This window comes from Dyadobacter sp. 3J3, assembly GCF_009801115.1.
In the GTDB taxonomy this organism is placed as follows: Bacteria; Bacteroidota; Bacteroidia; order Cytophagales; family Spirosomataceae; genus Dyadobacter.
On sequence record NZ_VTOL01000007.1, the window covers coordinates 36,167 to 62,814 of the forward strand.

Below are 26,648 nucleotides of genomic sequence, written 5' to 3' on the forward strand. Positions count from 1 at the left end.
AAAAAACAAAGTGCCATATGTTAATCAACAACCAGACTTTTTATATCGCCTCTTTTGTTTACGCATCCGCACCAATTATTTCCTTAATACTAGTTGGGAATCTGTTCTTTAATACTTTGTACAAACGTAGGTTTGGTCAAAATAGTAAGATCAAAATCATTCATGCTACTTTGTAAACGACTATTCTCTTCACTCGTAAGATCTTCCAAAAAGTAAGCAAATTCTATTTTGTTGCCTTTTTTGTCCGTTGCGTAAACTGCCTTTGTTAAAACAAACGGCGTTGAACCACCCTTCATTCCGGCATGTTCCAACCACTCGGAATTGGCAGGATTCTCTAACAGATACTCCATCACGTCATCCAGGTAATTCTGCTCGCCGGCACTAAAAAATTTCCGGTCATTGATTTTTTTCAAAATACCCGCATATTCGGTTACAGTAGAACGAGTCAGCCTGTCTGACCAAACTTTTTGAGTATCCATACCAAAGTCGCCCAAGTCAGACTTGTATGATGGATCTGTGAGTAATTTCTTATGGATCAGATTGATAAAAGTTAAATAATCTTTGTCACTCATGGCACGAAGCTTTTCTACAAGCAAGTTTCCCTTCAATCCCGGAAAAGCTTCTTTACTCACAAAAAGGGAAGAAACCAGGTAAAACAGTTTATCATGATTTTTGACTCCTAACTTTTTCAATTCGGCCGCGACCTTTTCAGAACCCAGTTTATCAAGCAGCCACTCTGCATTGGCATTGGAGCTAAACCGTATCATACCTTTGGAGATTTCCCTGATACTTATTTTTTGATCTGTAATTTTTGCAGAAACTGATGCAAGCCAGCTTTCGTGGGCGCCGCCATCTGTATTGGCCACATGAAACTTCTCTAACTCTGCAACGGGGACCATTTCATCCGCATCAATTTCCCCGGCAGCGGCCTGTCTTGCATATTCAATCGCCAGAATTATTTTGACAGTACTCGCCAGAGGCATCATTTTATCACCATTGTGCATCGCAAATACGGTATCATTTTTCACCAGTTTAATACTGGACCGTTCAGGATTGTCTTTTATGAATTCCAAAACAAAATCTTTACCGGGTTCAAAATCATTGGTTTTGCAACCAGTAAACAATAAAAAACATCCAAAAATTACTTTTTTTAACATCATGGCTATAGTAAGGTGGAAAATTTATTATGACAAAAACCTGATCAGTGCTAATTTTTAAGAATTATAGGAAAGTTTATAACTGAAAATATCCTCATTGCTGATTAAAGTGTTCTGTCATTTCAAAAATAGTATTTTGATTGAGATTTTTGACTGATCTATTTTTCAAATATTGGATTGTTTATTGTTATTGCAGCCGGTTTTATCGTTTACTACATTTATGAACAGGCGATAATTTTGTGTTCAATGGGTTCGATACTTTGGAATATCCACCAGATATCAAAGTATGAATCATTTCTAATCTGCTTAAAATAAGACTAATAGACTATTATCAGATTATCTTTTTAGATGAGATTAATAAATCCAAATACTAAAAACTTAAATTAGCACACCCTGATCACTTCCATATTCAAGAGCGCGCCGAGTTTTTGAATTTTCGAACTGATATGACCTACCCCAACCGCGCAGTGGTGCGCGGGCCCATGCTGGTTCCATTCGTGCACAAATTTTCTTGCACCAATCGGAAACTTATACCTGCTATTAGTATTCCCAATTTCAAGAATAGGTCCAGCCACTGATTCAGATTCTGCAACCAGCAGTATTAAACCACCACCTTTTTTTTCAACCACTGAAAGAAGTGTAACCGGACCGTTTTTTACACGCATCTCCACAGAAACACCTTTACCTACCTTTCCATGGTAAACTTTCAATGGTCGAACCTTAGTTTTCCCCTCCGCAATAGCAATATGGCCCGGACCGTCATGTCCCATCAGTACTACGTCATCATCATAATCCATCGCATAATACTCTGTGAACGAGCCACCTGCTCCGAAGCTATCCATGATTTTCATAGCCTGCGCATTTTTTATTTCATACTCGCCCGCAACGGGAATTCCCCTGGCCGTCAGCAGTGAATTCCCAAGAATAATAGAGGCAATCGCCTCTTCGTTTTCCTGGTTTCCGGTGCCTTTGTAGTAATAAGCCATCGATCCAAGTTTATGCTGCGCCACCAACTTGTCGAGCGCAACAGATGTAACGGCCGCCATTTCCAGTTCTCGGATAGGACAGTCCGACTGCACATCAAAAACCTGATAAAACATCTGAAGCCTGTCCTCCGTTTCCTGCTTTGTTACATTTCCCCTTAGAGTGACGAGCTCCTCTACTTCAAGGAGTTCGATATGTCCCCCAAAAGATGCATATTGTTGGGTAAGATCGGTGTATATATCCAGCATGCCACTATAATAATGACCCATGCAACCCATCCTGTTATATGCCATAATGTGTTTTACCCGTGCTGCCGCCAGCCATTCAGAAACTTCATTCCAGGCTTCCGGATCTTCGCCAAGCATACCGGTAATTTGATGAAACCTGATACCAATTCTATTAAAAACATTGGCAATTTCAGGAACCGGACAAGCGGAGCAATGGGCCAGCCATTCACCGGTCATAGCTGCCCGGTCAGTCAATTGATTGAAATTTTTATAATCAATTGAAGCTTGCGGCGATAAATTAAGGATGATAACAGGCACATTTGTCCTTTGTACCACCGGTAATACCGTCGAAGACAGCGCGTATGTACTCACGTATAGAAAAATCAAATCGACATCCTGCATTCGAAACAGTTTTCCCGCTTCAAAGGATTTGTCTATGTTGTCCACGAGTCCAGCGTTAACTATGGTTACATCGTACTGGCTGATCTTTTGTTCGACGATTTGGAGGTACCCTTCCAGACGATGCTTCAAGCCTTCAAACTGGGACCAGTAGGCCTCCAACCCTATACCAAAAAGTCCTACTTTCAAAGTGGTAGACATTGCATCGGGAATATCAATTGAATTAAATACTGACTGCTTATCCATTTTCTATAAAAAATTTATTTTTAAGACTTATATCTAGGCCGAAAGCTGAAACTGTGATATGATTGATTTCATATCGATGATCTCTTCAAATCTTTCGACGTGCTTTCCTTCAACTTGTTAAACTACTCTACCGAAAATGAATATGATCCTGAACCAACTTTAACCATTATCTTACCGCCTCTGAATCCCAGCTTTTTTAACTCAGCAGTATCGGATAGTATGCTGCCATTCTCCTTCACTACGGAATGCTCGTCAGCTGGTAAATATATGACAGCGGTAGTATTAACGGGAATTTGTACTTTCAACCGGAACGACGTGTCACTTTTTTCCCAATCCGTTTTTATCATACCGTAATTAGATAAATGGCTCACTTTGGCATGACTCACATCGCCAACAGGCTCCGGACGGATCACAATTTCACTAAAAGCTGTTGAGTTCTCAGCAGTCTTGATCCCTCCCAGCCCACTGTAAAACCATTCCATCAGATGGCCCAACATGAAGTGGTTGTTTGAGGATATGGTATTACCCTGCCACGATTCTGTCAGAGAAGTGGCACCTTTGGCTAACTGAAGGCCGTAACCAGGAACATCTGACCGGCTATTCATATCGTAAATCAGATCAGATCTGTGATTATCATCGAGTACTCTCAACAAATAACGATAACCAATATCACCCGCCGTAACGCCGTTGCCATGTTCCTTTATATCTCTGATAATATTCTCTAATATACGCTCCTTGTATTGCTCTTCTGCAAGTCCCATGTATACTGAAATGGCATTTGCCGTCTGGCTCCCTGTACCATACCGGGCAAGATGTTTGTTAAAAAATGTTGTATTATAAGCATTCTTCACCTCCAGACTTAAATCTGTATATTTTCGAGCATCTTCATTTTTGCCTAAAATTGAAGCCACCTCGGCCAATATTTTAAGATCATAATAATAAGTCGCCGTACTTGTTATCCCGCCGGGTGTAAGCTGCGACGCACCAGGATCTTTCGGTCCCAGATCGTACCAGTCTCCAAGCCCGAAATTGAGTAAATGGTTTCTTGATTTACTGCCCAGATAAGTTGCGTATCGGGTCATCATGTCATAGCTCTCAGCAAGTACTTCTGTGTCCTTATACCATTTGTAGAGGTAATAAGGCATGATGACCGCATTACTTCCCCACTCCGGTGAATCCCTGAAGCCACCATCAAATTTTACAAATTCCGGAGCGATATCAGGAATAAGGCCTTCAGGAGTTTGAGATTGGATCATATCTCTTACTATTTTCCTGCATAAAGCAGCAATGTCATAAGTGTATCGAATTGAGCTGCCCACCAGGTAAGCTTCTTCGAGCCATCCCAGCTTTTCGCGGTGGGGACAATCCGTCAATATACTTGCCATGTTACTTTTTATAGCCCAATCAATCAGTTTAAAGGTTTTATTGAAAAGGACGTTTGAACAGGAGAACGTTCCAACCGTTGGCGCTGAATTACGTGTATGCAAACTTTTTAATTCTAAAACCAACGGAAGCTGCCTGGGGTTTGATTCATTTTCCGGAGTCCCTCCTTCGATTTGAATGTAACGGAACCCATAGTACATAAACTGCGGCTGCCAGTTTTCCACACCGTTTCCGCTAAGAACATAATTGAAGTAAACCGGCGCTCCAACAGCTGACTGGTTTACAAAGCCATTCTCATAGATTAATTCCGCAGGCGTTATTTTTATGACTTCCCCCCTTTTGCCTTTCACCGAAATACGAGGAATACCGGAAGCATTCTGACCCATGTCATATACCCAGACACCCGGTTTGGGCTGGGTAATTTTGACTGCTGTAAATTCATCAAAAATTTTCAGCGGCGCCGCCGTTTGGGACTCTAAACTACCAGGTCCATCTACAATAATTGCTGATTGCCACATCCGATCGTCGAAATCAGCTTTGTTCCAGCCGGGATTTTCCAGCGTGGCATTGTAATCTTGTCCTCCATAAATACTTGAATAAGTAATGGGGCCGACCGTTGTTTTCCATGACTCGTCACTAACGATATTTTCATACGATCCATCCTGATACTGGACAACGATTCGGCAGATCATTTTTGGATAGCCATAGGCACCTTTCAATTTATGATATCGGTCGCCGGGAATAAAGTAGAATCCATTTCCAAGCATCACACCCAGCGCGTTCATACCTTGTTTTAATTTTTCGGTAAGATCAAAAGTTACGTACAAGGCATGTTTATCATACTGCGTCCAGCCTGGATCGAGGAAATGATCTCCAATTTTGTCACCATTAATACTCATCTCAAACTGCCCCAGTCCGCTCACGAAAGCAGTAGCTTTTTTAATCTTCTTATTTACCTTAAAACTTTTACGGAGCAGCGGTAAAGTATCATTTCCTTTATTCCATCTTTGGTCACCAGGATTATCAATTGCAGGCACTATTTTAAGTGAATCCGGCAATTTATTGTAGCCTATCCACTGGGCTCCTTGCCAGTCCGAAGCAGAAAGCAAACCCATTTGCCAGGTGGCAGGTGCGCTCCATGTTGATACCTCTCCATGATTATCCCAAACCATAACTTTCCAAAAATACTGCTTAACGGGTACAAGCTTTTTACCACTAAATTTAATTTGATGAGATTCTGAAGACAACACTTTTTTTGAGTCCCAGATATTTCCTGTATTTTTTTGAATTAAGCCATATTGGTCAGCCACTATCACCCGATAGGCCGTTTGTTGTGTGTTTCTTTTAGGGGCTTGCAGTATCCAGCCTAAGTATGGCTGAGCTGTTTGAATTCCGATTGGAGCAAGTTCATAATCACATTTTAAGCCTGAAACTGATACTTGCGCAGAGAGCTCGGTACAAACCAGTACCAACAGCAAACAAAAGACGTTTGTATTGAAGAATTTATGCATAAACTGATTAAAAATAGCGGGAATATTTTCTTTGACTCAATTCAATAAAGTATCCCTGATTATTTTTTACTCTGTGCCTGATGGAAAAGCTTACATATTGATTGATAGAAATACGCATGGTCAGACAACGAGCCGGCATACCGTTTTAACACCAGTATCTTCGTAAAGCCAATTGAGAGATTCAATCCGTCATGAATGGCGTGTTGGTTATGAAGACTAGCTTTCATCTTACTTTTCATAACCCAAAATTTCCCTTATTGTATCAATCCGGATATCTGTCGAACGGAGGAAATATATTCCTGTCGCTTAACATGGAGAATTAATTTCAGTCATCCCGAATTTCATAAAAAGAAAATTATCCTATTGAGCAACCATAAGGGCTGATTTTCAGCATGTAACAAGCCCCCTAAAAAAATGAGTATAAATCCAGTGAATTATGCTACACATCGTATTACTTTTGAAAGCCGGCTCAATCCGGCAACTGTGTCATCAAGTCCATGGTTTCCCTTGATTGAACCATAGTTGTTAAATATAAAAACGGTCATAATCCTAACTAAGCCCTTTGTATGGATATTTTTCTAAAGAAATCGATTGCTTCGGCATTCATTACGGTACTATGTTTTAACTCGTTCGCACAGAAACCAACCGACTTAAAACTATGGTATAAAAAGCCCGCTACTCAATGGGTAGAAGCCCTGCCTATTGGTAACGGGCACATCGGCGCTATGGTTTTCGGAGGTGTCGAGCAGGAGCTTTTACAACTCAATGAAAGTTCGCTATGGTCGGGCGGACCGGTGAAAACGAATGTAAACCCGGCATCGGTATCCTACCTACCTAAAGTCAGAGAAGCACTTTTAAAAGATGGCGACTATCAGAAAGCAAATGAGCTGCTAAAAAAAATGCAGGGACTTTACACTGAATCTTACATGCCAATGGGTGATTTGAAAATAACCCAGGATTTTAAAGGACAAAAATCAACCGCGTATTACCGCGACCTTGACATCGCAAACGCCATTTCAACAACAAGTTTTACTGTTGATGGTGTAGCTTATAAGAGGGAGATTTTCATTTCTGCGCCTGATAATATTCTGGTCATGAGAATTTCAGCATCAAAACCAAAACAGCTAAATTTCACTGTTTCCGGAAGTAGTCAGCTTCATTATAATCTAGAGGCTACGTCATCTAAGGAATTGCTTGTCAATGGAAAAGCACCGGCACATGTTAACCCAAATTATTACAATCCTAAAGGTCAGCAGCCCATTGTTTATGAAGATCCGAACGGCTGCAACGGTACGCGATTCCAGTTCAGGGTAAAAGCTGTGAGTAAGGATGGGATTATTTCTACGGATACTTCAGGGATTCACGTAAAAGATGCGTCCGAAGTATTTGTCTATTTAACATCTGCCACGAGCTTCAATGGTTTTGATAAATGCCCTGACAAAGATGGGAAAGATGAAAAATCACTGGCGAAAAATTATTTGGATAAGGCTTTGGCGAAAAGTTATGCTGCTTTAATGAAACGTCACCAGGATGATTTCCGAACCTACTTCAACCGTTTGTCTTTCGAGGTTACGGATAGTATTAAGAACAATCCTACTGTACAACTTCCAGCTGATGAGCGCCTTATGGCTTATTCCAAAGGTGCTTACGATCCGAAACTTGAAACACTATACTACCAATATGGCCGTTATCTGCTTATTTCGTCTTCCCGAGCCGCATTGCCTGGTGTTCCCGCCGGACCGCCTGCCAATTTACAAGGAATTTGGAATAAAGAAATGAGACCGCCATGGAGTTCAAATTATACGATTAACATCAACACACAAATGAATTACTGGCCGGTGGAGGTTACAAACCTGTCAGAGATGCATACGCCGTTACTTACCTGGATCAAAGATCTTTCCGAAACGGGAAAAGTCACAGCAAAGGAATTTTATGGCGCAAAAGGCTGGGTTGCACATCACAATGCCGATATATGGGGATTGTCAAATCCTGTCGGAAACGTTGGAGACGGCGATCCGGTATGGGCGAACTGGTACATGGGGGCCAATTGGCTATGCCAGCATTTGTGGGAACATTACCGGTTTTCAGGAGATAAAACTTTTTTAAAGGAAAAAGGATATCCGGTCATGAAAGAAGCTGCTTTATTTACTCTGGATTGGTTGGTGGAAGACGAAAACGGTTATCTTGTAACAGCTCCGTCCACATCGCCGGAGAATAAATTTAAAGACCCAAAAGGTGGTGAAGCTGCTGTTTCCATTGCAACTACCATGGATATTTCCATTGTTTATGATCTTTTTTCAAACCTGATTGAAGCGGCGGATGTTGTGGGAAATGATGCGGAATTTAAAAAGCTGCTTATTGAAAAACGAGCTAAACTTTACCCGTTAAAAATCGATAAAAGAGGCAGATTACAGGAATGGTACAAGGATTTTGAAGAGACCGATACGTTGCACCGACATGTTTCACATTTGTTCGGACTGCACCCGGGACACCGGATTTCGCAGGATACGCCTGAATTTTTCCAGGCCGCAAAAAAGACGCTTGAAGTACGTGGTGACGCCGGAACGGGGTGGAGTAAAGGCTGGAAAATTAATTTCTGGGCCAGACTACTGGATGGTGACCACGCATACCTGCTCATTCGTCAGTTAATGAAATATACCAACGAAGGGAACGAAGAGTATAAAGGCGGTGGTACTTACCCCAACTTTTTTGATGCCCACCCGCCTTTTCAGATCGATGGAAATTTTGCAGGAACAGCAGGAATGTCTGAAATGCTTATTCAAAGTCATTTGAAGGAAATCTATCTTTTACCAGCTTTACCTTCGGCATGGAAAGATGGCCGGATAAAAGGGTTGCGGGCGCGTTCAGGATTTGAAGTGGATATTGACTGGAAAAACGGAAAACTGCTTAACTCCGTAATAAAATCACTGAATGGTGAAGTTTGTATTATCAAAACAAATGCCCCAATCAAGATTACCGGTGCTGTTTCCACAACAGAAAAAACAAACTCGGGTTACATCAATAAATTCCAGACAGAAAAAGGAAAAACGTACAAGATTTTGGCTGGTTATTAAAAGATGCATGCAACAACAACCATTTTGTAGACGACGGCTTTGGACCGTAAGGTATCCAGAAGCCGTTACAGACAAAATGGTTGTTGATTCTTAAATAGATCTCAGAAAGTTACAAAACGAGAACGAAACCTAACGGATACTACCTTTTTTTCAACTTTCAGTTCTTTAAAGACTTTTTAAGTCCTCCAAAAATGAGGCATTCTTTTATATAGTACTCGATTTCCTACTTCAATTTATACACCACGCCATCCTTCATCACAAAAGTCACGTTCATCATCACCGTCGGGTCTTTTAAAGGATCTGCGTCCACGGCAATGATGTCTGCCATTTTTCCGGCTTCAATGGAACCGATCTGATCTTTCATACTCAATATTTCAGAATTTGTACGCGTTGCTGCAAGAAGCGCTTCTGCCATCGGCATTCCGGCTTCGGTCATGTATACAAATTCCTTTGCATTTTTACCGTGGACATAAACGCCGGCATCCGTGCCAAATCCGATTTTCACACCAGCCTTATACGCTTTTGCAAATGATTCCTGGATCATTTTACCTGTTTCCAAGGCTTTGGGAACTACCAGCGGATGATAATAGCCTGGAATCTTGGCGGAATCAGAAGCCGTTTTTCCGGCAATAATCGTTGGAACCAAATACGCTCCTTTTTCCTTAAAAAGTTTTATACACTCGTCATCCAGAAATGATCCATGTTCGATTGTCGTCACACCTGCACGCAATGCACGTTTCATACCTTCGGCTCCGTGTGCGTGTGCAGCTACTTTCAGACCATAATCGTTGGCAGTTTCAATTAGCGCTTTCAATTCATCCGGCTGAAATTGCGGCCCTTTTCCATTTTTGGCAATACTCAATACACCGCCGGTCGCTGTAATTTTGATCCAGTCCACACCATCTTTGTAGCGTTGACGAATTGCCTGACGTGCCTCATCCGGACTATTAATTACGCCATCCAATGCAGCAGGCGGAAGTTGAAGTTCCGGCTTGATACCATTTGAAGGATCACCATGACCACCGGTTGTTGCAATGGTTTTCCCCGATGTAAGAATTCTCGGACCAACAACCACACCTCTGTTGATTGCGTTACGCAAAGCAATATTGGCACCGCTTCCACCCAAGTCCCGTACCGTTGTAAAACCAGCCATCAAGGTTGTAACGCCATTTTTTTGAGCATCAAAAGCTACATCAGCCATGTTTTGCTGAATTCTTTTTTGAAACTGATCCTTACTCGTTTCACCTTCCAGATGGACGTGCATATCAATCAGTCCCGGTAAAACGGTTTTGCTTTTCAGGTCGATCACTTTATCTGCAGAAAGTGCCGCGGCATATCCGTTTTCAACCGATATTATCTTATTTTTTTCAACTATGACCGTTACCGATGGTCTGAGCGAACCGTTGGTACCATCAAATAAATTGCCGCAATAAATCACAGTGCGCTGGGCAAAGACGCTACTGACAGAGAAAACCGCAAGAAAAGTCAGGTAGATAAATTTCATAAATGAGATGTTTTGGAGAAGAAATTGAGCTTTACCGTTAACAGTAAATTACTGAACGTAAGGTCTATAAACATACCGATTGGACGGATCTAATCAAAATAGAAAACGTAATGAAAACTTTTTAAAAATATTTTAAAAACGACTAAGGGTCAGCCCGTTTTCATACGACTTGGTTTTAAATTGATAATTAAACCCCTGTATGAATCACCCTGTCCCGTCTGCTTTTCTGTTGGAGAAATACTTAAATGATCAATGCACTGTTCAGGAAAAAGAACAGGTAGAAAAATGGTATGAATCAATAAACGGAAAAACGGATTATCTGGACTCGTTATCCGAAAGCGAACAAATAGGTTTGCAGCAGGAAACATTTGCCTATATAAAAATGCATATTCAGGAGGAAAAACAGCATAACGTTCGTGCATTTTCTCCTTCAATTTTATGGTTATCCGGTATAGCGGCCACGTTACTACTCGGTTTCGGTATTTATTATCTCAACCTGACCTCTCAAAAAACAGATACCATTGCCAGTAAAGAGTTATCCAAAACTGAAATTTCCAATACAATCTTATTTGAAAATAACGAGCCGCGGATGGTAAAATATAAACTTCCTGACGGCAGCTCTGTTTGGATGCACGCCGACGCATCTATATCATATCCAAAAGTATTTGATAAAAGTAACAGAATGGTAACGTTTACTGGTGAAGGATTTTTTGATATTACACCAGATAAAACAAGGCCCTTTATCATCCAAAGTGGCGAGGTAAAAATTAAAGTGCTCGGAACACGCTTCAACGTAAAGGCAAAGGATAAGGAAAAAATATTTGAGGTTTCAGTCGTTTCCGGCAGTGTTTCGGTAAGTGCGCCGGGCAAAGAAAAAGAGCAGGAAGTTCTTCTGAAACCACAGCAAAAAGCGTTTTTTGAAACAACTTCAAAACGCCTCACTTTTATACAGATTCCTGTTCAGGCAAAAAAAGAAATCTTTGAACCCGTTACGATCATATTTGAAGAAACCCCGCTGAAATCGGTCATTAAACAGCTTGAACAACGTTTTGAAACGCATATTCATCTTACAAATCCTGACATGTACCGCTGCAAATTAACAGCGGATTTCGAACAGCAATCTTTGCCGGTCATTCTTGACATGCTTTGTACCTCCCTGGAAGGCAGCTACACCATGTCCGAAAATACCATTTTGATTGCAGGAATTCCTTGTAAATAACCAGATAATAAATAGCCCATTACTTAACCCGACCATTAAAAATGCTAAAAGACTTTACTATTCCACCTTGATTTTTGAAAGCAAAAGGTCCGGATGTGTACCACCACATCCGAACCCGAGCTTGCCCAATTCCCCCAATGATTTCTCATTTCATGTACCACCATGAAAGAGGAAATGAAGTGTCCAACAGTTTCACAATCAGACAATCAAAATTATGCAAAAATCAGTACGTAACAAGCCGATCAACTGGCAAAAACTTATGCGCATCGGATTGCTTCAATGGATCATAGCCGCTTTACTCGCCAGCGTAAGCTACGCGAAAGAAAGTACGGCGCAGTCTATCCTGAGTAGGGATATGACGCTGCGATTAGAAAACGTTACGCTCAAAGAAGCGTTAGGACAAATTCAGAAAAAAACGGATGTAAAATTTGTTTACAGCAGCCGTGTTTCACTACTGAGTAAAATCAGGATTAATGTGGAGCACCAGAAACTTTCCAACGTATTGGACCAGTTGCTGACGCCCCGTGGGATCAGTTATAAAGTTATTAATGAACAAATTGTACTGGCCAGTACACAGCAAAAGTCTGTGATGCTACTTCCTGATATCGAATCAAAAATACGGGAGCTGGCCGCTCCGGCAGAGATCAATATCAAAGGAACGGTACTTTCAGCCGACAATAAGGAACCGCTTCCGGGAGTGAGTGTTGTGGTAAAAGGTACGCAACGTGGAACTTCAACGGATGCAAAAGGAGATTTTCAAATAGATGTCCCGAACGCAGAAGCGTCATTAATTTTCAGCTTTGTAGGTTATCAAAGTCAGGAAGTTGTGGTAGGATCAAAATCTTCAATCAATATTTCTTTGGCAGTTGATACAAAATCGCTGAATGAACTTGTTGTGATTGGTTATGGTACGGCCAAGAAAAGTGATCTTTCGGCAGCTGTTTCCTCTGTTCCGGATATGGCACAAATTAAAAATCGTCCGGTTTTAGATGTTGCCAATATGATTCAGGGAAAAGTACCTGGTGTAACGGCGATCAGCAATGGAGGTCACCCGGACCAGACACCGAATGTTACCATTCGTGGGATGGGTTCAAGAAGTGGTGAGAGCGTCCTGTATGTTGTCGACGGAGTTCCAAATGCACCTTATAATCCCTCGGATATTGAATCCATCACTGTTTTGAAAGATGCTGCATCGGCTGCCATTTACGGAGCCTTTTCAGGCTCTGCCGGTGTAATTTTGATTACGACGAGACAGGCTTCGGCAGGTAAACCAAGCATTGAATATTCAGGTTTCAGAGGTATTAAGCAAGCATGGAAATTACCAAATTCTCTTACCGCGGATAAAGAAGCATATGTCTCCAACCTAGCATTTACCAATGCAGGTCAAACGCCACTTGATGGTTGGAACGCAGCAAAAAACCCATACGCTCAGGTAACCAGAACGAACTGGATTGACGAAATTTTCAGAACGGGAATTGTTCAGCGTCATAATATCAGCATCAACGCAGGTACTGACAAATTCTCAACTTTATTTCAGGGACGTTATGAAAAAAACGAAGGAACGCTACTAAATACTTACGCACAGAATATTTCGCTACGTTTCAATACCTCTTATAAATTCACAGACCACCTGAAATTCCGTCAGGAAGTATTCTGGAATAACAGTGACGCACGTGGTACGGAAACAGCCAGCGGATATAGCGGAACAATTCTTTCTGCGATGTATATGCCTCGTTCCGCTACGGTTTATTACGACGATGGTTCTTTTGGTGGTGTTGGTCCAAGAGATTCGCAATATCTGGGTATTCATGGAGACGCGATCAACCCCGTAGCTACGCTTCTTCGTTACAAACCTTCTAATAAAGGAAACGATATCCAATCTGTATCTGAACTTTCGTATTCAGACATCATTCCTGGCTTGTCATTTCTGACACGTTTTTCATATCGCCAGCATTCATCGTTATTTAAAAACTTTACCCCAAAAAGAACAGAACCGGGTAAACCAAACAATCAGAATACGCTAACCTACAATACCGACAGATCGTATAACTGGATTTGGGAAAATACGGCCAATTATGCACGTGTATTTGGCAAACATAATATTGGCGCGATGCTTTCAACAACGTCTCAGGAAAGTGGGGCAAAAGGTTTTGCAGCAACCGCAAGAGATATTTCTGATGAAGAAAACTGGGCTCAGTTTTTTATCAACGCCAGTACTTTCACTTCCGACAGACCAACGGATTATGACTGGAAAGATCGTAATGTTTCTTATGTAGGTCGCGCTTCATATAGTTTTGCTGACCGCTATTTTGTAACAGGTAGCTACCGCTATGACATCGCAGGCAGATTGGCTGCCGGTTACCGCGGAAAAGGATTTCCGGCAGCAACAGCAGCATGGAAAATCAGTTCTGAGCCATTCTTTAATCTTCCAGCGGTTGATCTGTTGAAAATCAGAGCGAGCTGGGGACGTATTGGAAACATTGGATCGGTTGGTCGTTACTATGGTTATTCTACACTTAGCTCTGATAATACCTATCAGGTGGGAGACGGTGGTGTTTATTCAAGAGCACTTTACGTAGCTTCGCTTAAAAACCCGAAACTTTCCTGGGAAACTTCGCAGCAGACGGATATTGGCCTTGACGTTTCTCTGCTTAAAGAAAAACTTACACTTTCTGCGGATTACTTTGACAAACTGACCTACAACCTGATCAAACAGCAGGATACCGAATGGACCAATACCTACGGATATGGTGCGCCTTATATCAATCAGGGTAAAATCAGTAATACAGGTTTTGAATTGTCCGCTACCTGGAAAGACAGAACCGGCGACCTTGGTTATGAAATCAGCGGTAATATTGCTACACTTAAAAACCGGGTAAAATATATTGACAGCAATCCGAATTCGGTATGGGTACATCCTGACGCGTGGAGAGGAACAATTACTCCGTATCGTTCAACAGTTGGACAGCCATTTTACTCTTATTGGCTGGTAAAAACGGCAGGTATTTTCCAAAGCAACGAAGAAGCAAACAACTATACTCTAAATGGTACGAAAATTCAGCCGAACGCACAAGCTGGTGATTTGAAATTTGTTGACCAGAATGGTGATGGTAAAATTGACGACAGCGACAGAGTGTACATGGGTAATGCTTTTCCAAAAATCACGTATGGTTTTACAACGAATCTTAACTGGAAATCTTTTGACCTGAGTATGTTCTGGCAGGGTGTGGGTGGCGTTAAACTTTTCCATGTGTTCAAAGAATCAACTTTGAATGCCTCTGAACAAGGTTATAACCGCTGGGATAAAATCCTGGATGCATGGTCGCCAACAAATACAGGTTCAAGCATTCCAAGAATTTCTGCAAGTGACGCTAATAAAAACTTTCAGACAGCTTCTGACTGGTACCTTGAAAGTGGAAATTATGTGCGTTTAAAAAGCTTAATTATCGGATATACGGTTCCTAAATTTATTAAAGGGGCTAGCCTTAGAGTTTATCTGAGTGGCGACAATTTATTGACCTTCACAAAATATTCAGGCATGGATCCAGAGGTTGGGAGTTCATTAATTAACGGGAACTACACAGCTCCGGGTATGGACGGCGGCCAGTTCCCAGTGTCACGTGTTTATTCAGCAGGTTTAAAGCTTAAATTCTAACATTCCGGAAATCATGAAATTATATAAAAAATATTCAATTTTAACAGCCTTGACGTTAGTGCTCAGCCTGAGTGCCTGCGACGAAAGCTGGGTTGATACCAAACCAAACGGAGAATCAACAACCGCCTATTTTTGGGATAGTGAAGATGACGTAATCAAAGGTATCGCTGCGATTTATGTACCGATGAAAAATGAATCGACCTGGGGCCGGGATCTTTTCTGGGTACAAAATGCAAGCGACGATTTAATCGTGGGACGATCAAAAGCGGATGGGGAAAACATCAAAAACTTTATCCCATCCGGTAATGAAGGTTATTTGACCGGCGGCTGGAATGATCTGTATTCCATGATGAACAAAGCAAACCAGGCCATTGCAGGTGTGAAAGCTGCTACAAACGTAAGTGATGCGGTAAGAAACCGTTCCTTGGGAGAAGCCTATTTCATACGCGCATTTTCTCACTTCTGGCTGGCTTATCTTTGGGGTCATAAAACACAGGGTGTTCCTTATGACGGCGTTGAAAACGCTGAATTCGGTAACAGAATCCCTCCACAATTGCCATCGGTCACCGACAATTATGCACAAATTATAAGCGACCTACAAAAAGCTGCGGACTTGCTTCCATTATTTCAAACATACGCCGCTGCGGATCAGGGCAGAGCGCATAAAGCTGCTGCCTGGGGTTATATGGTAAAAGTGTATGCTTACTGGGCCCAATACGACAACACGAAGTGGGCTGCAATTCCAGAAATTGCAGATAAAATCAAGAACGAAGGCGGAAGAGCTTTGGTAACCGGACAGGGAAGCAGCAAAGCAAATTATAAAGCTGTGTTTACTACGGCTAATAACTGGAGCAGCGAATATCTTTGGTCTGTAACTTCTGGCGTGCAAGGTGGTTCTGAATTTCCGGGTGTAAGTCTTGAAAACAAGGGCTGGGGAGTTTATAATGGCTGGGGATATTTTCAGCCAACTGCTGAGCTTTATGATGAATATGAAGCAACTGATCCGCGTCGTGAAGTGACTATCCTGAAATTTGGCGATAAGTTTACTTACTTCGGAGTGGAACGCTCTTACTTTTCAACCAACAGCTTATCAGGTTTCCAGATCAATAAATACATGGAACCATACAGCTACGGTACCGATCAGGATCCGGGAACAAATACACATATCAACCAGAACGGCGACTACCCAACTACAACGTTAAATTTGCCGTTGATGCGTTATGCTGAGATTCTTCTTTTCAAGGCAGAAGCACTTATCCAGCAAGGTAAAAACAGTGAGGCAGCTGCACCTTTGAATGAGGTAAGGGCACGTGTCGGCCTTGCGCCGATAGCGGCACCAACCTTGGCTGATCTGAAACATGAACGACGTGTGGAATTGGGTTGCGAGTGGACAGACCGCCTGGCGGATTTGAAACGTTGGGGTGATTATGACAAAATAAATGCTCCGCTTCACGGACGTAATTATGCCAACAAAACAGATCCAGCTTCAACTTTCACCATTACACAAGTTTGGCCGGCAAGAACTTTTACGGCAGCCAAATTAGCCTGGCCGATCAGTCCAAATGAAATTGCAAGAAGTAACGGTGCTTACAAACAAACACCGGGCTGGTAAAATATTAGTTTGAAAAATTAAAAAGGAAAGGCGTTGGATATACATCCAGCGCCTTTCCTTTTTTTGAGCTAAACTGGAACAATACAATTTAGTTTACAGATTAAAACGCCCAAATTAATATCCCCGTAGAAGATTCCTGTTTATAGAAATAAGATCGAATCCTGGAAATTCCCGGCTCCATCGGAGCCTCCTGGAATTTCCAGGAAACTCCGATGGAGTTCTGATTCGCGGGTTTTAACCAATATTGCTATAAACAGGACGCTCCAAAGGAGCGATTATACACGGATTTGATAAATTCCCATTTGGAAATAAATCTCCGTAGGAGATTCCTGTTTATAGAAATACGATCCAATCCTGTAAATTCCCGGCTCCGTCGGAGCCTCCTGAAATTTCCAGGAAACTCCGACGGAGTTATGATTAGCGGGTTTTAACCAATATTGCTATAAACAGGACGCTCCAAAGGAGCGATTATACACGGATTTGATAAATTCCCATTTGGAAATAAATCTCCGTAGGAGATTCCTGTTTATAGAAATACGATCGAATCCCAAAATTTCCGGCTCCATCGGAGCCTCATGAAATTTACAGGAAACTCCGATGGAGTTGTGATTTTCGGGTTTTAACCAATATGGCTATAAACAGAACGCTCCAAAGGAGCGATTGTATACGGATAAGAATAAATCCCCATTCAGAAATAAATCTCCGGAGGAGATTCCTGTTTATAGAAATAAGATCCAATCCTGTAAATTCCCAGCTCCGTCGGAGCCTCCTGAAATTTCCAGGAAACTCCGACGGAGTTATGATTAGCGGGTTTTAACCAATATTGCTATAAACAGGACGCTCCAAAGGAGCGATTATACACGGATTTGATAAATTCCCATTTGGAAATAAATCTCCGTAGGAGATTCCTGTTTATAGAAATACGATCGAATCCCAAAATTTCCGGCTCCATCGGAGCCTCATGAAATTTACAGGAAACTCCGATGGAGTTGTGATTTTCGGGTTTTAACCAATATGGCTATAAACAGGACGCTCCAAAGGAGCGATTGTACACGGATTAGAATAAATCCTTATTAGGAATAATTCTCCTTAGGAGATTCCTGTTTATAGAAATAAGATTGACTCCAAATCCCCGGCTCCATCGGAGCCTCCTGAAATTTCCAGGAAACTCCGATGGAGTTAAGATTCTCGGGTTTTAACCAATATGGCTATAAACAGGACGCTCCCAAGGAGCGATCATATACGGATTTGATAAATTCCCATTTGGAAATAAATCTCCATAGGATATACCTGTTTACAGAAATAAGATCGAATCCTGGAAATTTCCGGTTTCATCGGAGCCTCCTGAAATTTCCAGGAAACTCCGACGGAGTTCTGATTCGCGGGTTTTAACCAATATGGCTATAAACAGGACGCTCCCAAGGAGCGATTGTACAAGCATTAGAATAAATCCTTATTCAGGAATAATTCTCCGTAGGAGATTCCTGTTTATAAAAACAAGATCGAATCCCAACATTCCCGGCTCCATCGGAGCCTCCTGAAATTTCCAGAAAACTCCGATGGAGTTGTGATTTGCGGACCTTAAATAATGTAGCTATAAACAGGACATTCTTAAGGACGGATCATACAAGGATTGGATAAATTCCCATTTGGAAATAAATCTCAGCGTCAGATTACTGTTTGTAGAAATAAGATCGAATCCAAAATTCCCGGCTGCATCGGAGCTTCCTGAAAATTAAATTTAAAACTAATTATAGTAATAATTGAAATATAAAACGATTTAGCAAAAGCTGTTGTGATTTCATTCTATCAATCCGGTTTCTTAATAAAATCATAATATTATAAATGCGATAATAACTTTGGTGTAAAATACCTTTGAGTAGTAAATGTAAGAGACAGCAGGTCGAAATGAGTTTCGCTTTTAATTTATAAAACATTTCGGCTAGCTCCTGAGATTATAAAAAAGACAAAATACAACGTAGAAATTCCCTCCACACTAATTTTCAACAAGAAACAATTTTAGTTTTATTTAAAGAAAAATTAATACTTTTATCGACTCCTTTCTTTTGAAAAATTTCAGAAAAGGATAGAGCCAGCTTACTTTTGTCTAACAGAATATGGAATCTTTATATACCCAACCTGACTCAGCACAAGACAAAAGTGAAGAAAGAATTGCTTTTGAAATGCTGTTTAATCGAAATTATTCCAACCTGGTTTATTTTTCATTCAACATTGTTAAAGATAAGCGCGAGGCGGAAGACATTGCGCAGGATGCATTCATCACCTTTTGGAATCGTAAAGAGGAAGTTGCAGCGAATGTGGATGCTATCAAAAGTTTCCTGTACACAACCGTTAAAAATGCCAGTTTAAATCTGTTGAGGCATAAAAAAGTAGTTGAAAAATTTTCGCTGCATTTACCGGAGCTTGTTGAAGATAAAACTATAATCAACTCAATCATAGAGTCTGAGGTGTATTCAAAAATTCATCAGGCTTTAAAAGACCTCCCACCTGCTTGCCAGCAAATTGCACGAATGAGTTATCTGGATGATAAGAAGAACCATGAAATAGCGGAGGAATTAGGAATATCTGTTAATACCGTGAAAACACAAAAACAACGTGCGATGCAGCTTCTGCGTCCGAAATTCATCGCTGAAATTTTCAGTATTTTACTGCTAATATTTCTGAATTAAGCAGCCTCACATCTTCCTTCTTTAATTAATTACACTTAGTAAATAACAGACAATCCTGTTATAGTCTGATAGTTATACATTATTTAATCTAAGTTTTTCTTTAAATAAAAATATTTTTAAGAAATCTTTCACCCCAGTTTTAATTCTGCGTGTCTTACTATTAAAGAACAAAAGCCAGGAATGAAAGCACCTTTTGAAATTGCAGATTTGATTTTCAAATATCTTAACGCAAGCCTTTCCGAAGAGGAAAATCGGGTATTGCAGGATTGGCTCAACGAAGATATCGCAAATCAAATCTTACTGAATGAATTGCAGAGTAAAGACAAAATGGAAGAAAGTTTGCAATTTTTTGAATCCATCGACCAAAATGCTGCCTGGGAAAATATTAATCAACAAATAGACAATCCCGTTGTTCATCATTCTTTTTGGTTATTCAAAAACTTCTTCAAATATGCCGCAGCTATTCTGATTACCGGTTTTGTTGGCTACGCTTTTCTGCATAAGAAAGATAGCACAGCTACAATGATTGCCAAAAACCCAAAGCCGGAAATTTTAAAAAATGATGTGCTTCCTGGAGGAAATAATGCCACCCTGACTTTGGGAGACGGCAGCGTGATAACCTTGGAAGATGTGGAAAATGGAACTTTCAAAAAGGAAAACGGCGTAAAAATTAGTAAAAAAGAAGGCCAGCTTGTCTATGAAATACTACCATCAGAAAACAGTACGATCATTACTTACAATACAATTAACACCCCCACAGGCGGCCAGTATGAAATATTACTTCCCGATGGCAGTAAGGTGTGGCTGAATTCAAAATCGTCTTTGCATTTTCCCACTTCATTTTCCGGCAAGGTGCGCCAAGTTGAATTAACGGGAGAAGGATATTTTGAGATCAGCAAAAACAAAGAAATGCCATTCATCGTAGAGGCCGGAAAAACGCATATCGAAGTACTCGGAACTCATTTCAATATCATGGCTTATGACAATGAAAGCGTGTCCAAAACCACCTTGCTGGAAGGCTCGGTAAAAGTAGGAAACGGTGAAACTAAAAAAATACTGAATCCCGGACAGCAAGCACTTATCGGCTCTCAAATTCGGGTACGAACGGCTGATTTGGATGAAGCCATTGCATGGAAAGAAGGTTACTTTCAGTTTGACAATGAAGATTTGACCACAATCATGCGCCAGTTGCAAAGGTGGTATGACGTGGAGGTTGTGAACGAAAAACAGATTCCGGATAAACATTTTACCGCGATGATCTCACGAAACAATACTTTATCAAAAGTGTTGAAAATGCTTGAAATGTCGGGAGAATTAAAATTTGAGATCGAAGACAAAAGAATTACTATCCGGGAAAAATAATAAGAAGAAATAGTAATGCTGGAAAACCGATAGCCGGCCAGGGCTACCGGTCCGAAGGGATTATTACATAAGTGTACAGTGCGAACCATAAACTTTCAAAATCCAAACATCGTAAAACTATGAAATTAAAGCTACTCTTCAAAAGTAGTAGACGTATCAGCCTTATTCCATCCAAAATACTGCTCATGATGAAATTAAGCGCTTTTCTACTAGCCGTCGCCTGTATGCAGGTAAGTGCGGCCGCCGTTTCTCAAAAACTTTCAGTTTCCGTGGAGAATGCTCCGCTGGAACAGGTGATCAAAATGATCCAAAAACGCAGCGGTTATCAGTTTATTTTCAATAATGAATTGTTGAAAAAAGCCAAACCCGTAACGATGAATATTTCCGATGGTTCTCTTGAACAGGTTCTGGAACAATGTTTCAATAACCAGCCGCTTACTTACAGTTTGATGGAACGGACTATCGTGGTTAAACCGAAAATGCCGGAAGCAAAAGCCCAGATCATTCCGATTCAGGCCCATTTGATTGATATCAGTGGAAAAGTTTCGGATGAAAAAGGCGGAGGCCTGCCTGGTGTAAGTATCATCGTGAAAGGAACGCAACGCGGAACAACAACGGATGGCGAAGGACAATTTAAACTGGATCTTAACGAAAGCGATAAAGACGCTGTTCTGATTTTCAGTTTTGTAGGTTACATCACAAAAGAACTGCCGATAGGAACGCGTACTAAGTTCAACATTTCCCTTGATGCCGATACAAAAGCTTTGGAAGAACTGGTTGTCGTAGGTTACGGTACGCAGAAGAAAATGAACCTTACCGGTGCCGTTGATCAGGTAACGAGCAAGGTATTAGAAAACCGCTCCCTTCCAAATTTGGCCCAGGGTTTACAAGGTGTGATTCCTAATCTTAACCTGACCATGGGTGACGGAAAACCTACACAATCGCCTTCTTACAACATTCGTGGCGCAACTTCCATTGGCCAGGGCGGAAGTGCGTTGGTATTGATTGATGGCGTTGAAGGGGATCCGAGCCGGATTAACCCGAATGACGTCGCCAGCGTGTCTGTTTTGAAAGATGCTGCTTCGGCTGCGATTTATGGTGCGAGAGGTGCTTTTGGTGTGGTGTTAATAACAACGAAAACGCCACAAAAAGATAAAACAACGGTAAGTTATTCAATGAACCATTCGATCAAAAGTCCGATTGCAGTCCCTGATCTGGTGACAGACGGATATACTTTTGCTAAAATGTTTAACGAAGGATGGAGCGCATGGAACGACTATTCGCAAACGCCTCAAAACGTAAATAAAACGGTTAAATTCTCCCCTGCTTATCTGGCAGAATTTGAAAAACGTTCGAAAGATCCAAGTCTGCCAAAAACAGTTGTTGATCCGGTTACGGGTGAATACGTTTATTATGAAAATACAGATTGGTACAAACAATTATACAAAAAAACCACAAGTGCTACGGAACACAACTTATCCGTTTCCGGTGGAAGCGGCAAAGCAGATTTCATGGTTACAGGTCGTTATTTTGGTCAGGATGGGCTTTTCAAGTATAATTCGGATGATTACAAAATCATGAGTTTGCGTGTAAAAGGTTCAGTTCAGCTATACAAATGGCTTAACATATCCAACAACGCCGACTTCTCTTCCATGAAATATCATAATCCGCTAAATGTTGGAGAAGGTGGTTCGATCTGGAGAAATATTTCGGATGAAGGCCATACCATGGCTCCGATGTTCAACCCGGACGGAACACTGACTTACTCGGCAGCTTATACGGTTGGTGATTTTTATTATGGCAAAAATGGTATCAACACAAACAAACGTGTTTTCAGAAATACGACCAGTTTCTCTTCACAGTTTTTCAATGATGTATTGAGAATCAAAGGAAACTTCACGTACCAGAACACAGATAATAACGATTACCGTACGCGCGTACCTGTTCCTTACAGCCGCAAACCAGGCGTAATCGAGTACGTAGGGACGAATTATAACGATCTTCAAAATCAGCTTCGTAATACCCAGTATACCGCCACCAATATTTATGGTGAATTTGAACCGAAAGTTGGCGCAAATCACTATTTCAAAGTATTGGCAGGTTTCAACCAGGAACAATCGCTTTATAAAGAACTTCAGGTTGTTCGTAACGGATTGATCTACGAAGGTGCAAGTGATATCAATCTTGCGCTTGGACAGACCATTACAACCGGCGGCGGATATGATAAATGGGCAATTGCCGGTGGTTTTTACCGCGTAAATTATTCATTCAAGGAAAGATATCTGATCGAATTAAATGGTCGCTATGATGGATCGTCCAAATTTCCGTCGAGCCAGCGTTATGCATTTTTCCCATCCGTTTCGGCAGGATGGAGAATTTCGAACGAGTCTTTCTGGAAAGTTTCTCCAAAAGTTATTTCTGAATTGAAACTGAGAGGATCTTACGGATCTCTTGGGAACGGAAATATCGATTCTTACAGTTTTCAGGAAAAATTTAAGATTCTGCAATCAGGGAGAATACTGAACGGCGTACGTCCGCAACAAACCGGGCAGCCAACGGTATTGCCAAACGGACTTACCTGGGAAACGTCAAGCACGGCAGATTTCGGTGTGGATGTTTCGATGCTTGCCAATCGTTTGACTTTAAATGCGGATGCTTATCAAAGAAAAACAACCGGCATGTTTACAACCGGTATGACTTTGCCAGCCGTTTTCGGTACAGATGTTCCAAAAGGAAACTATGCTGATTTAACAACAAATGGCTGGGAAGCAGCCATTACCTGGCGCGACCAGTTTACGGTTGGTTCAAAACCACTGAACTATTCGGTTCGTTTGACGGTAGCGGACTACACAGCCAAGATTGACAAATACAACAATCCAGACCAAAGACTATCGGACTATTACGCCGGTCAGAAACTGGGTGAGATCTGGGGATTTGTGAACAATGGTTATTTCAAATCTGCTGATGACATTACTAATTCTCCAAAACAGATTCTTTACAAAGCATCTACAACCGGAAAATTGCTGCCTGGAGATATCAAATTCAAGGATTTGAATGGTGACGGCGTCATTGATGATGGTAACAAAACGGTAGGTCAGCCGGGCGACAAAAAAATCATCGGTAATTCCCTTCCGCGTTATACTTACGGTGTAACCTTGGGTGGTGACTGGAACAATTTCTTCATTTCTGCATTCTTCCAGGGTGTAGCCAAGCAAGACTGGTATCCGGGTTCAGAAGCGGCACTTTTCTGGGGACAATACAACCGTCCGTATAACAAGATCCCGTCATGGCAGCTTGGAAACATCTGGTCTGAGGACAATCCTGACGCTTATCTTCCACGTTACCGTGGCTATACCGCACAGAATAGCTCCGGAGAATTGGCAACTGCACAGACAAAGTATTTGCAAAACGTGGCTTACATCCGTCTGAAAAATCTTCAGATAGGATACAATCTGCCTCACACTTTGACAAATAAATTAAAAATGGCCAGTGCGCGTGTGTATCTGTCGGGCGATAATATTTTCACTTATTCACCATTATACAAAATCACAAAGGATATTGATGTGGAAAATATTGGAAGATCTGACACTGTTTTGAATCCAACCGATGATCCTTCAAAACCGAATAATGGTAACAGTGGTAATGGAAATAATTACCCAATACTAAAAGGTTTCACGATGGGATTGTCCGTTACTTTCTAATCCGGAAATCTAAATTATTAGAAGAAATAAAATCAAATACTCATGAAATTTAAATTTATAGGACTGTTATTTCTGATCGGCCTTTTGGCTGGCGGATGTCAGGAACTGGATCAGGTCCCACAGTCTACTGCCGATAATAATGCCGTTTTTAACAGTGAAAAAGGATTGGAACTTTACACAAATTCCTTTTATGACACCTCAGATCCATACCGAATTCTGCCAAGTGGAAATGATATCATCCGTTCCGACGAAATGAGTGATTTTGGAGCGCGTTCTTCTGTCCCCGATTTTTTGCGTGATGGTGCCTATGGCCCACGCCAGAGCACGGGTTGGGACTGGAGAGCTTTACGAAATATCAACTATTTTATCGAAAACAATAACCGCCTAACCGTTTCGGCAGATGCCCGAAAACATTACACTGCGCTTGCCCGTTTTTTCAGAGCCATATTTTATTTTGAAAAAGTAAAACGCTTTGGCGATGTGCCCTGGATTAATAAAGCTGCAACGGTTGATGATCCGTCTCTTTTCAATGGTCGTGATCCACGAACGATGGTTATGGATTCTGTTTTGGCTGATTTAAATTATGCAGTAGAAAATATCCGTACGACTACGGACAACAGCAGAAGTTTGATCACCAAATCAGTAGCTTACGGATACAAATCCAGAATCTGTCTTTTTGAAGGAACATTCAGAAAATATCAGACGACTTACAATTTGCAGTCGACCGTTGAAAAATGGTTAAATGAATCAATTTCTGCTTCTGAAAAAGTAATTAAGGAAGGTGGATTTTCATTGAATGAAACAGGAGGAAACGAGAAATCATATCGTCAGGTTTTTATTAACAATACGCCGGTAACGAATGAAGTGATGTTATCATACGTTTGTGATCCTGCACTAAGTGTATATAATGATGCAAACTGGTGGTGGACAAGTTCGACATACGGAGCGAGATTGAGTTTTACCCGCACTTTTGTAAATACATACCTGAATATTGACGGAACGCCATTTACGGATAAAGCTGGTCACGAAACAATGACTTTTGTCCAGGAAGTTAAAGGCCGCGACAAAAGATTACAACAAAGTATCCGTATGGGAAGCTACAAACGCATCAATGGTGGAAAAGAAGAAGCGGCACCTCCGGTTTTCTCTTATACTTACACAGGTTATCAGCCAATAAAATGGACATTGGATGACACGTATTATGACGGTGGAACCAGAAATATCAATTCCATCTCCACGATGCGTTATGCAGAAATTTTGCTGAACTATGCAGAAGCAAAAGCAGAATTGAACAAATTAACAGATACAGACTGGGCATTAACAGTTGGTGCGATTCGTAAAAGAGCGGGCATCACAGGCGGACTATCTGCTGTGCCAGCCGTGGCTGATCCTTACCTGCAAACGAATTATTTCCCGGGCATTTCCAATCCTGCTATTCTTGAAATCCGTCGTGAAAGAGGAACTGAATTGTGCCTGGAAGGTTTCCGTTTTTACGATATTGTTCGCTGGAAACGCGGTTCTTTGATGGAACAAAAATGGAACGGATTTTATGTTCCGGCTCTCAATACGCCGATGGATCTTAACGAAGACGGCGTGATGGATGTTGCTTTTGTAAAAGGAACTCCTGCATCTCCGGTTGCTGGTGTAACCTATATCAATGTGGCTGAAACGATCAGCGCAGGTCCAAATCCACAGCGTTTATCAAACGATACTTCGGGAGAAATTACCTGGTTAAATACCGTTCCGCGCAAATGGGAAGAGAAACATTACCTCTATCCTATTCCTGAAACAGACCGGTTGTTCAATACCAAATTGGGACAAAATCCGGGATGGTAATTTGGCCGTCGGCTTTCGGCGGTCGGCTGTCAGATCCGGGACTGATATAGATTCTATCTTTTCATAGCGTTTCTGATTTCTGATAACT

12 protein-coding genes are annotated in these 26,648 nt (G+C 41.3%); 8 read left to right on the forward strand and 4 right to left on the reverse strand.

Features of this window, described 5'->3' with window-relative positions; translation table 11 throughout:
* Window positions 1–89: 89 nt before the first annotated feature.
* From FZF08_RS16015 to FZF08_RS16025, 3 genes are all read right to left on the reverse strand, one after another.
* Window positions 90–1,160 carry a serine hydrolase gene (locus FZF08_RS16015; RefSeq protein ID WP_159470528.1) on the reverse strand — a complete coding sequence of 357 codons (1,071 nt, stop codon included), beginning with the start codon at window positions 1,158–1,160 and terminating at the stop codon, window positions 90–92.
* Between the two features lie 380 nt (window positions 1,161–1,540).
* Window positions 1,541–3,013 carry an arabinose isomerase gene (locus FZF08_RS16020; RefSeq protein WP_229216566.1) on the reverse strand — a complete coding sequence of 491 codons (1,473 nt, stop codon included), beginning with the start codon at window positions 3,011–3,013 and terminating at the stop codon, window positions 1,541–1,543.
* A gap of 122 nt (window positions 3,014–3,135) precedes the next feature.
* Complete coding sequence (locus FZF08_RS16025; protein ID WP_159470530.1) at window positions 3,136–5,907, reverse strand: family 78 glycoside hydrolase catalytic domain; 2,772 nt, start codon at window positions 5,905–5,907, stop codon at window positions 3,136–3,138.
* Window positions 5,908–6,473: 566 nt separating this feature from the next.
* On the opposite strand from FZF08_RS16025, the gene FZF08_RS16030 reads away from it, so the two are divergent.
* On the forward strand, window positions 6,474–8,981 hold the full coding sequence (locus tag FZF08_RS16030; protein WP_159470532.1) for a glycosyl hydrolase family 95 catalytic domain-containing protein: 2,508 nt from the start codon (window positions 6,474–6,476) through the stop codon (window positions 8,979–8,981).
* Between the two features lie 223 nt (window positions 8,982–9,204).
* Here the strand turns inward: FZF08_RS16030 and FZF08_RS16035 are convergent, their stop codons facing one another.
* Entirely contained in the window at window positions 9,205–10,485 is a 1,281-nt protein-coding gene (locus FZF08_RS16035; protein WP_159470534.1) for an amidohydrolase family protein, read from the reverse strand.
* 199 nt (window positions 10,486–10,684) lie between these two features.
* Between FZF08_RS16035 and FZF08_RS16040 the strand changes: the two genes are divergently transcribed.
* From FZF08_RS16040 to FZF08_RS16070, 7 genes are all read left to right on the forward strand, one after another.
* Window positions 10,685–11,704, forward strand: a complete 1,020-nt coding sequence (locus tag FZF08_RS16040; RefSeq protein WP_159470536.1) for a FecR family protein — start codon at window positions 10,685–10,687, stop codon at window positions 11,702–11,704.
* A 214-nt stretch (window positions 11,705–11,918) separates the two neighbouring features.
* Entirely contained in the window at window positions 11,919–15,359 is a 3,441-nt protein-coding gene (locus FZF08_RS16045; RefSeq protein ID WP_200837112.1) for a SusC/RagA family TonB-linked outer membrane protein, read from the forward strand.
* 13 nt (window positions 15,360–15,372) lie between these two features.
* Window positions 15,373–16,971 carry a RagB/SusD family nutrient uptake outer membrane protein gene (locus FZF08_RS16050; RefSeq protein ID WP_159470538.1) on the forward strand — a complete coding sequence of 533 codons (1,599 nt, stop codon included), beginning with the start codon at window positions 15,373–15,375 and terminating at the stop codon, window positions 16,969–16,971.
* A 2,117-nt stretch (window positions 16,972–19,088) separates the two neighbouring features.
* Window positions 19,089–19,661: an RNA polymerase sigma-70 factor gene (locus FZF08_RS16055; RefSeq protein ID WP_159470540.1), complete on the forward strand. Its 573-nt coding sequence runs from the start codon at window positions 19,089–19,091 to the stop codon at window positions 19,659–19,661.
* A 180-nt stretch (window positions 19,662–19,841) separates the two neighbouring features.
* Window positions 19,842–21,023 (forward strand): FecR family protein, encoded by a 1,182-nt coding sequence (locus tag FZF08_RS16060; protein WP_159470542.1) that lies wholly within the window; start codon window positions 19,842–19,844, stop codon window positions 21,021–21,023.
* 119 nt (window positions 21,024–21,142) lie between these two features.
* Window positions 21,143–24,724, forward strand: a complete 3,582-nt coding sequence (locus FZF08_RS16065) for a TonB-dependent receptor (RefSeq protein ID WP_229216567.1) — start codon at window positions 21,143–21,145, stop codon at window positions 24,722–24,724.
* Window positions 24,725–24,766: 42 nt separating this feature from the next.
* Window positions 24,767–26,560, forward strand: a complete 1,794-nt coding sequence (locus tag FZF08_RS16070; RefSeq protein WP_159470545.1) for a RagB/SusD family nutrient uptake outer membrane protein — start codon at window positions 24,767–24,769, stop codon at window positions 26,558–26,560.
* Window positions 26,561–26,648 lie beyond the last annotated feature (88 nt).

Coding starts and splice junctions, on each gene's coding strand:
- FZF08_RS16015 (WP_159470528.1), bottom strand. CDS start 1,160: ATGATGTTAAAAAAAGTAATTTTTGGATGTTTTTTATTGTTTACTGGT.
- FZF08_RS16020 (WP_229216566.1), bottom strand. CDS start 3,013: ATGGATAAGCAGTCAGTATTTAATTCAATTGATATTCCCGATGCAATG.
- FZF08_RS16025 (WP_159470530.1), bottom strand. CDS start 5,907: ATGCATAAATTCTTCAATACAAACGTCTTTTGTTTGCTGTTGGTACTG.
- FZF08_RS16030 (WP_159470532.1), top strand. CDS start 6,474: ATGGATATTTTTCTAAAGAAATCGATTGCTTCGGCATTCATTACGGTA.
- FZF08_RS16035 (WP_159470534.1), bottom strand. CDS start 10,485: ATGAAATTTATCTACCTGACTTTTCTTGCGGTTTTCTCTGTCAGTAGC.
- FZF08_RS16040 (WP_159470536.1), top strand. CDS start 10,685: ATGAATCACCCTGTCCCGTCTGCTTTTCTGTTGGAGAAATACTTAAAT.
- FZF08_RS16045 (WP_200837112.1), top strand. CDS start 11,919: ATGCAAAAATCAGTACGTAACAAGCCGATCAACTGGCAAAAACTTATG.
- FZF08_RS16050 (WP_159470538.1), top strand. CDS start 15,373: ATGAAATTATATAAAAAATATTCAATTTTAACAGCCTTGACGTTAGTG.
- FZF08_RS16055 (WP_159470540.1), top strand. CDS start 19,089: ATGGAATCTTTATATACCCAACCTGACTCAGCACAAGACAAAAGTGAA.
- FZF08_RS16060 (WP_159470542.1), top strand. CDS start 19,842: ATGAAAGCACCTTTTGAAATTGCAGATTTGATTTTCAAATATCTTAAC.
- FZF08_RS16065 (WP_229216567.1), top strand. CDS start 21,143: ATGAAATTAAAGCTACTCTTCAAAAGTAGTAGACGTATCAGCCTTATT.
- FZF08_RS16070 (WP_159470545.1), top strand. CDS start 24,767: ATGAAATTTAAATTTATAGGACTGTTATTTCTGATCGGCCTTTTGGCT.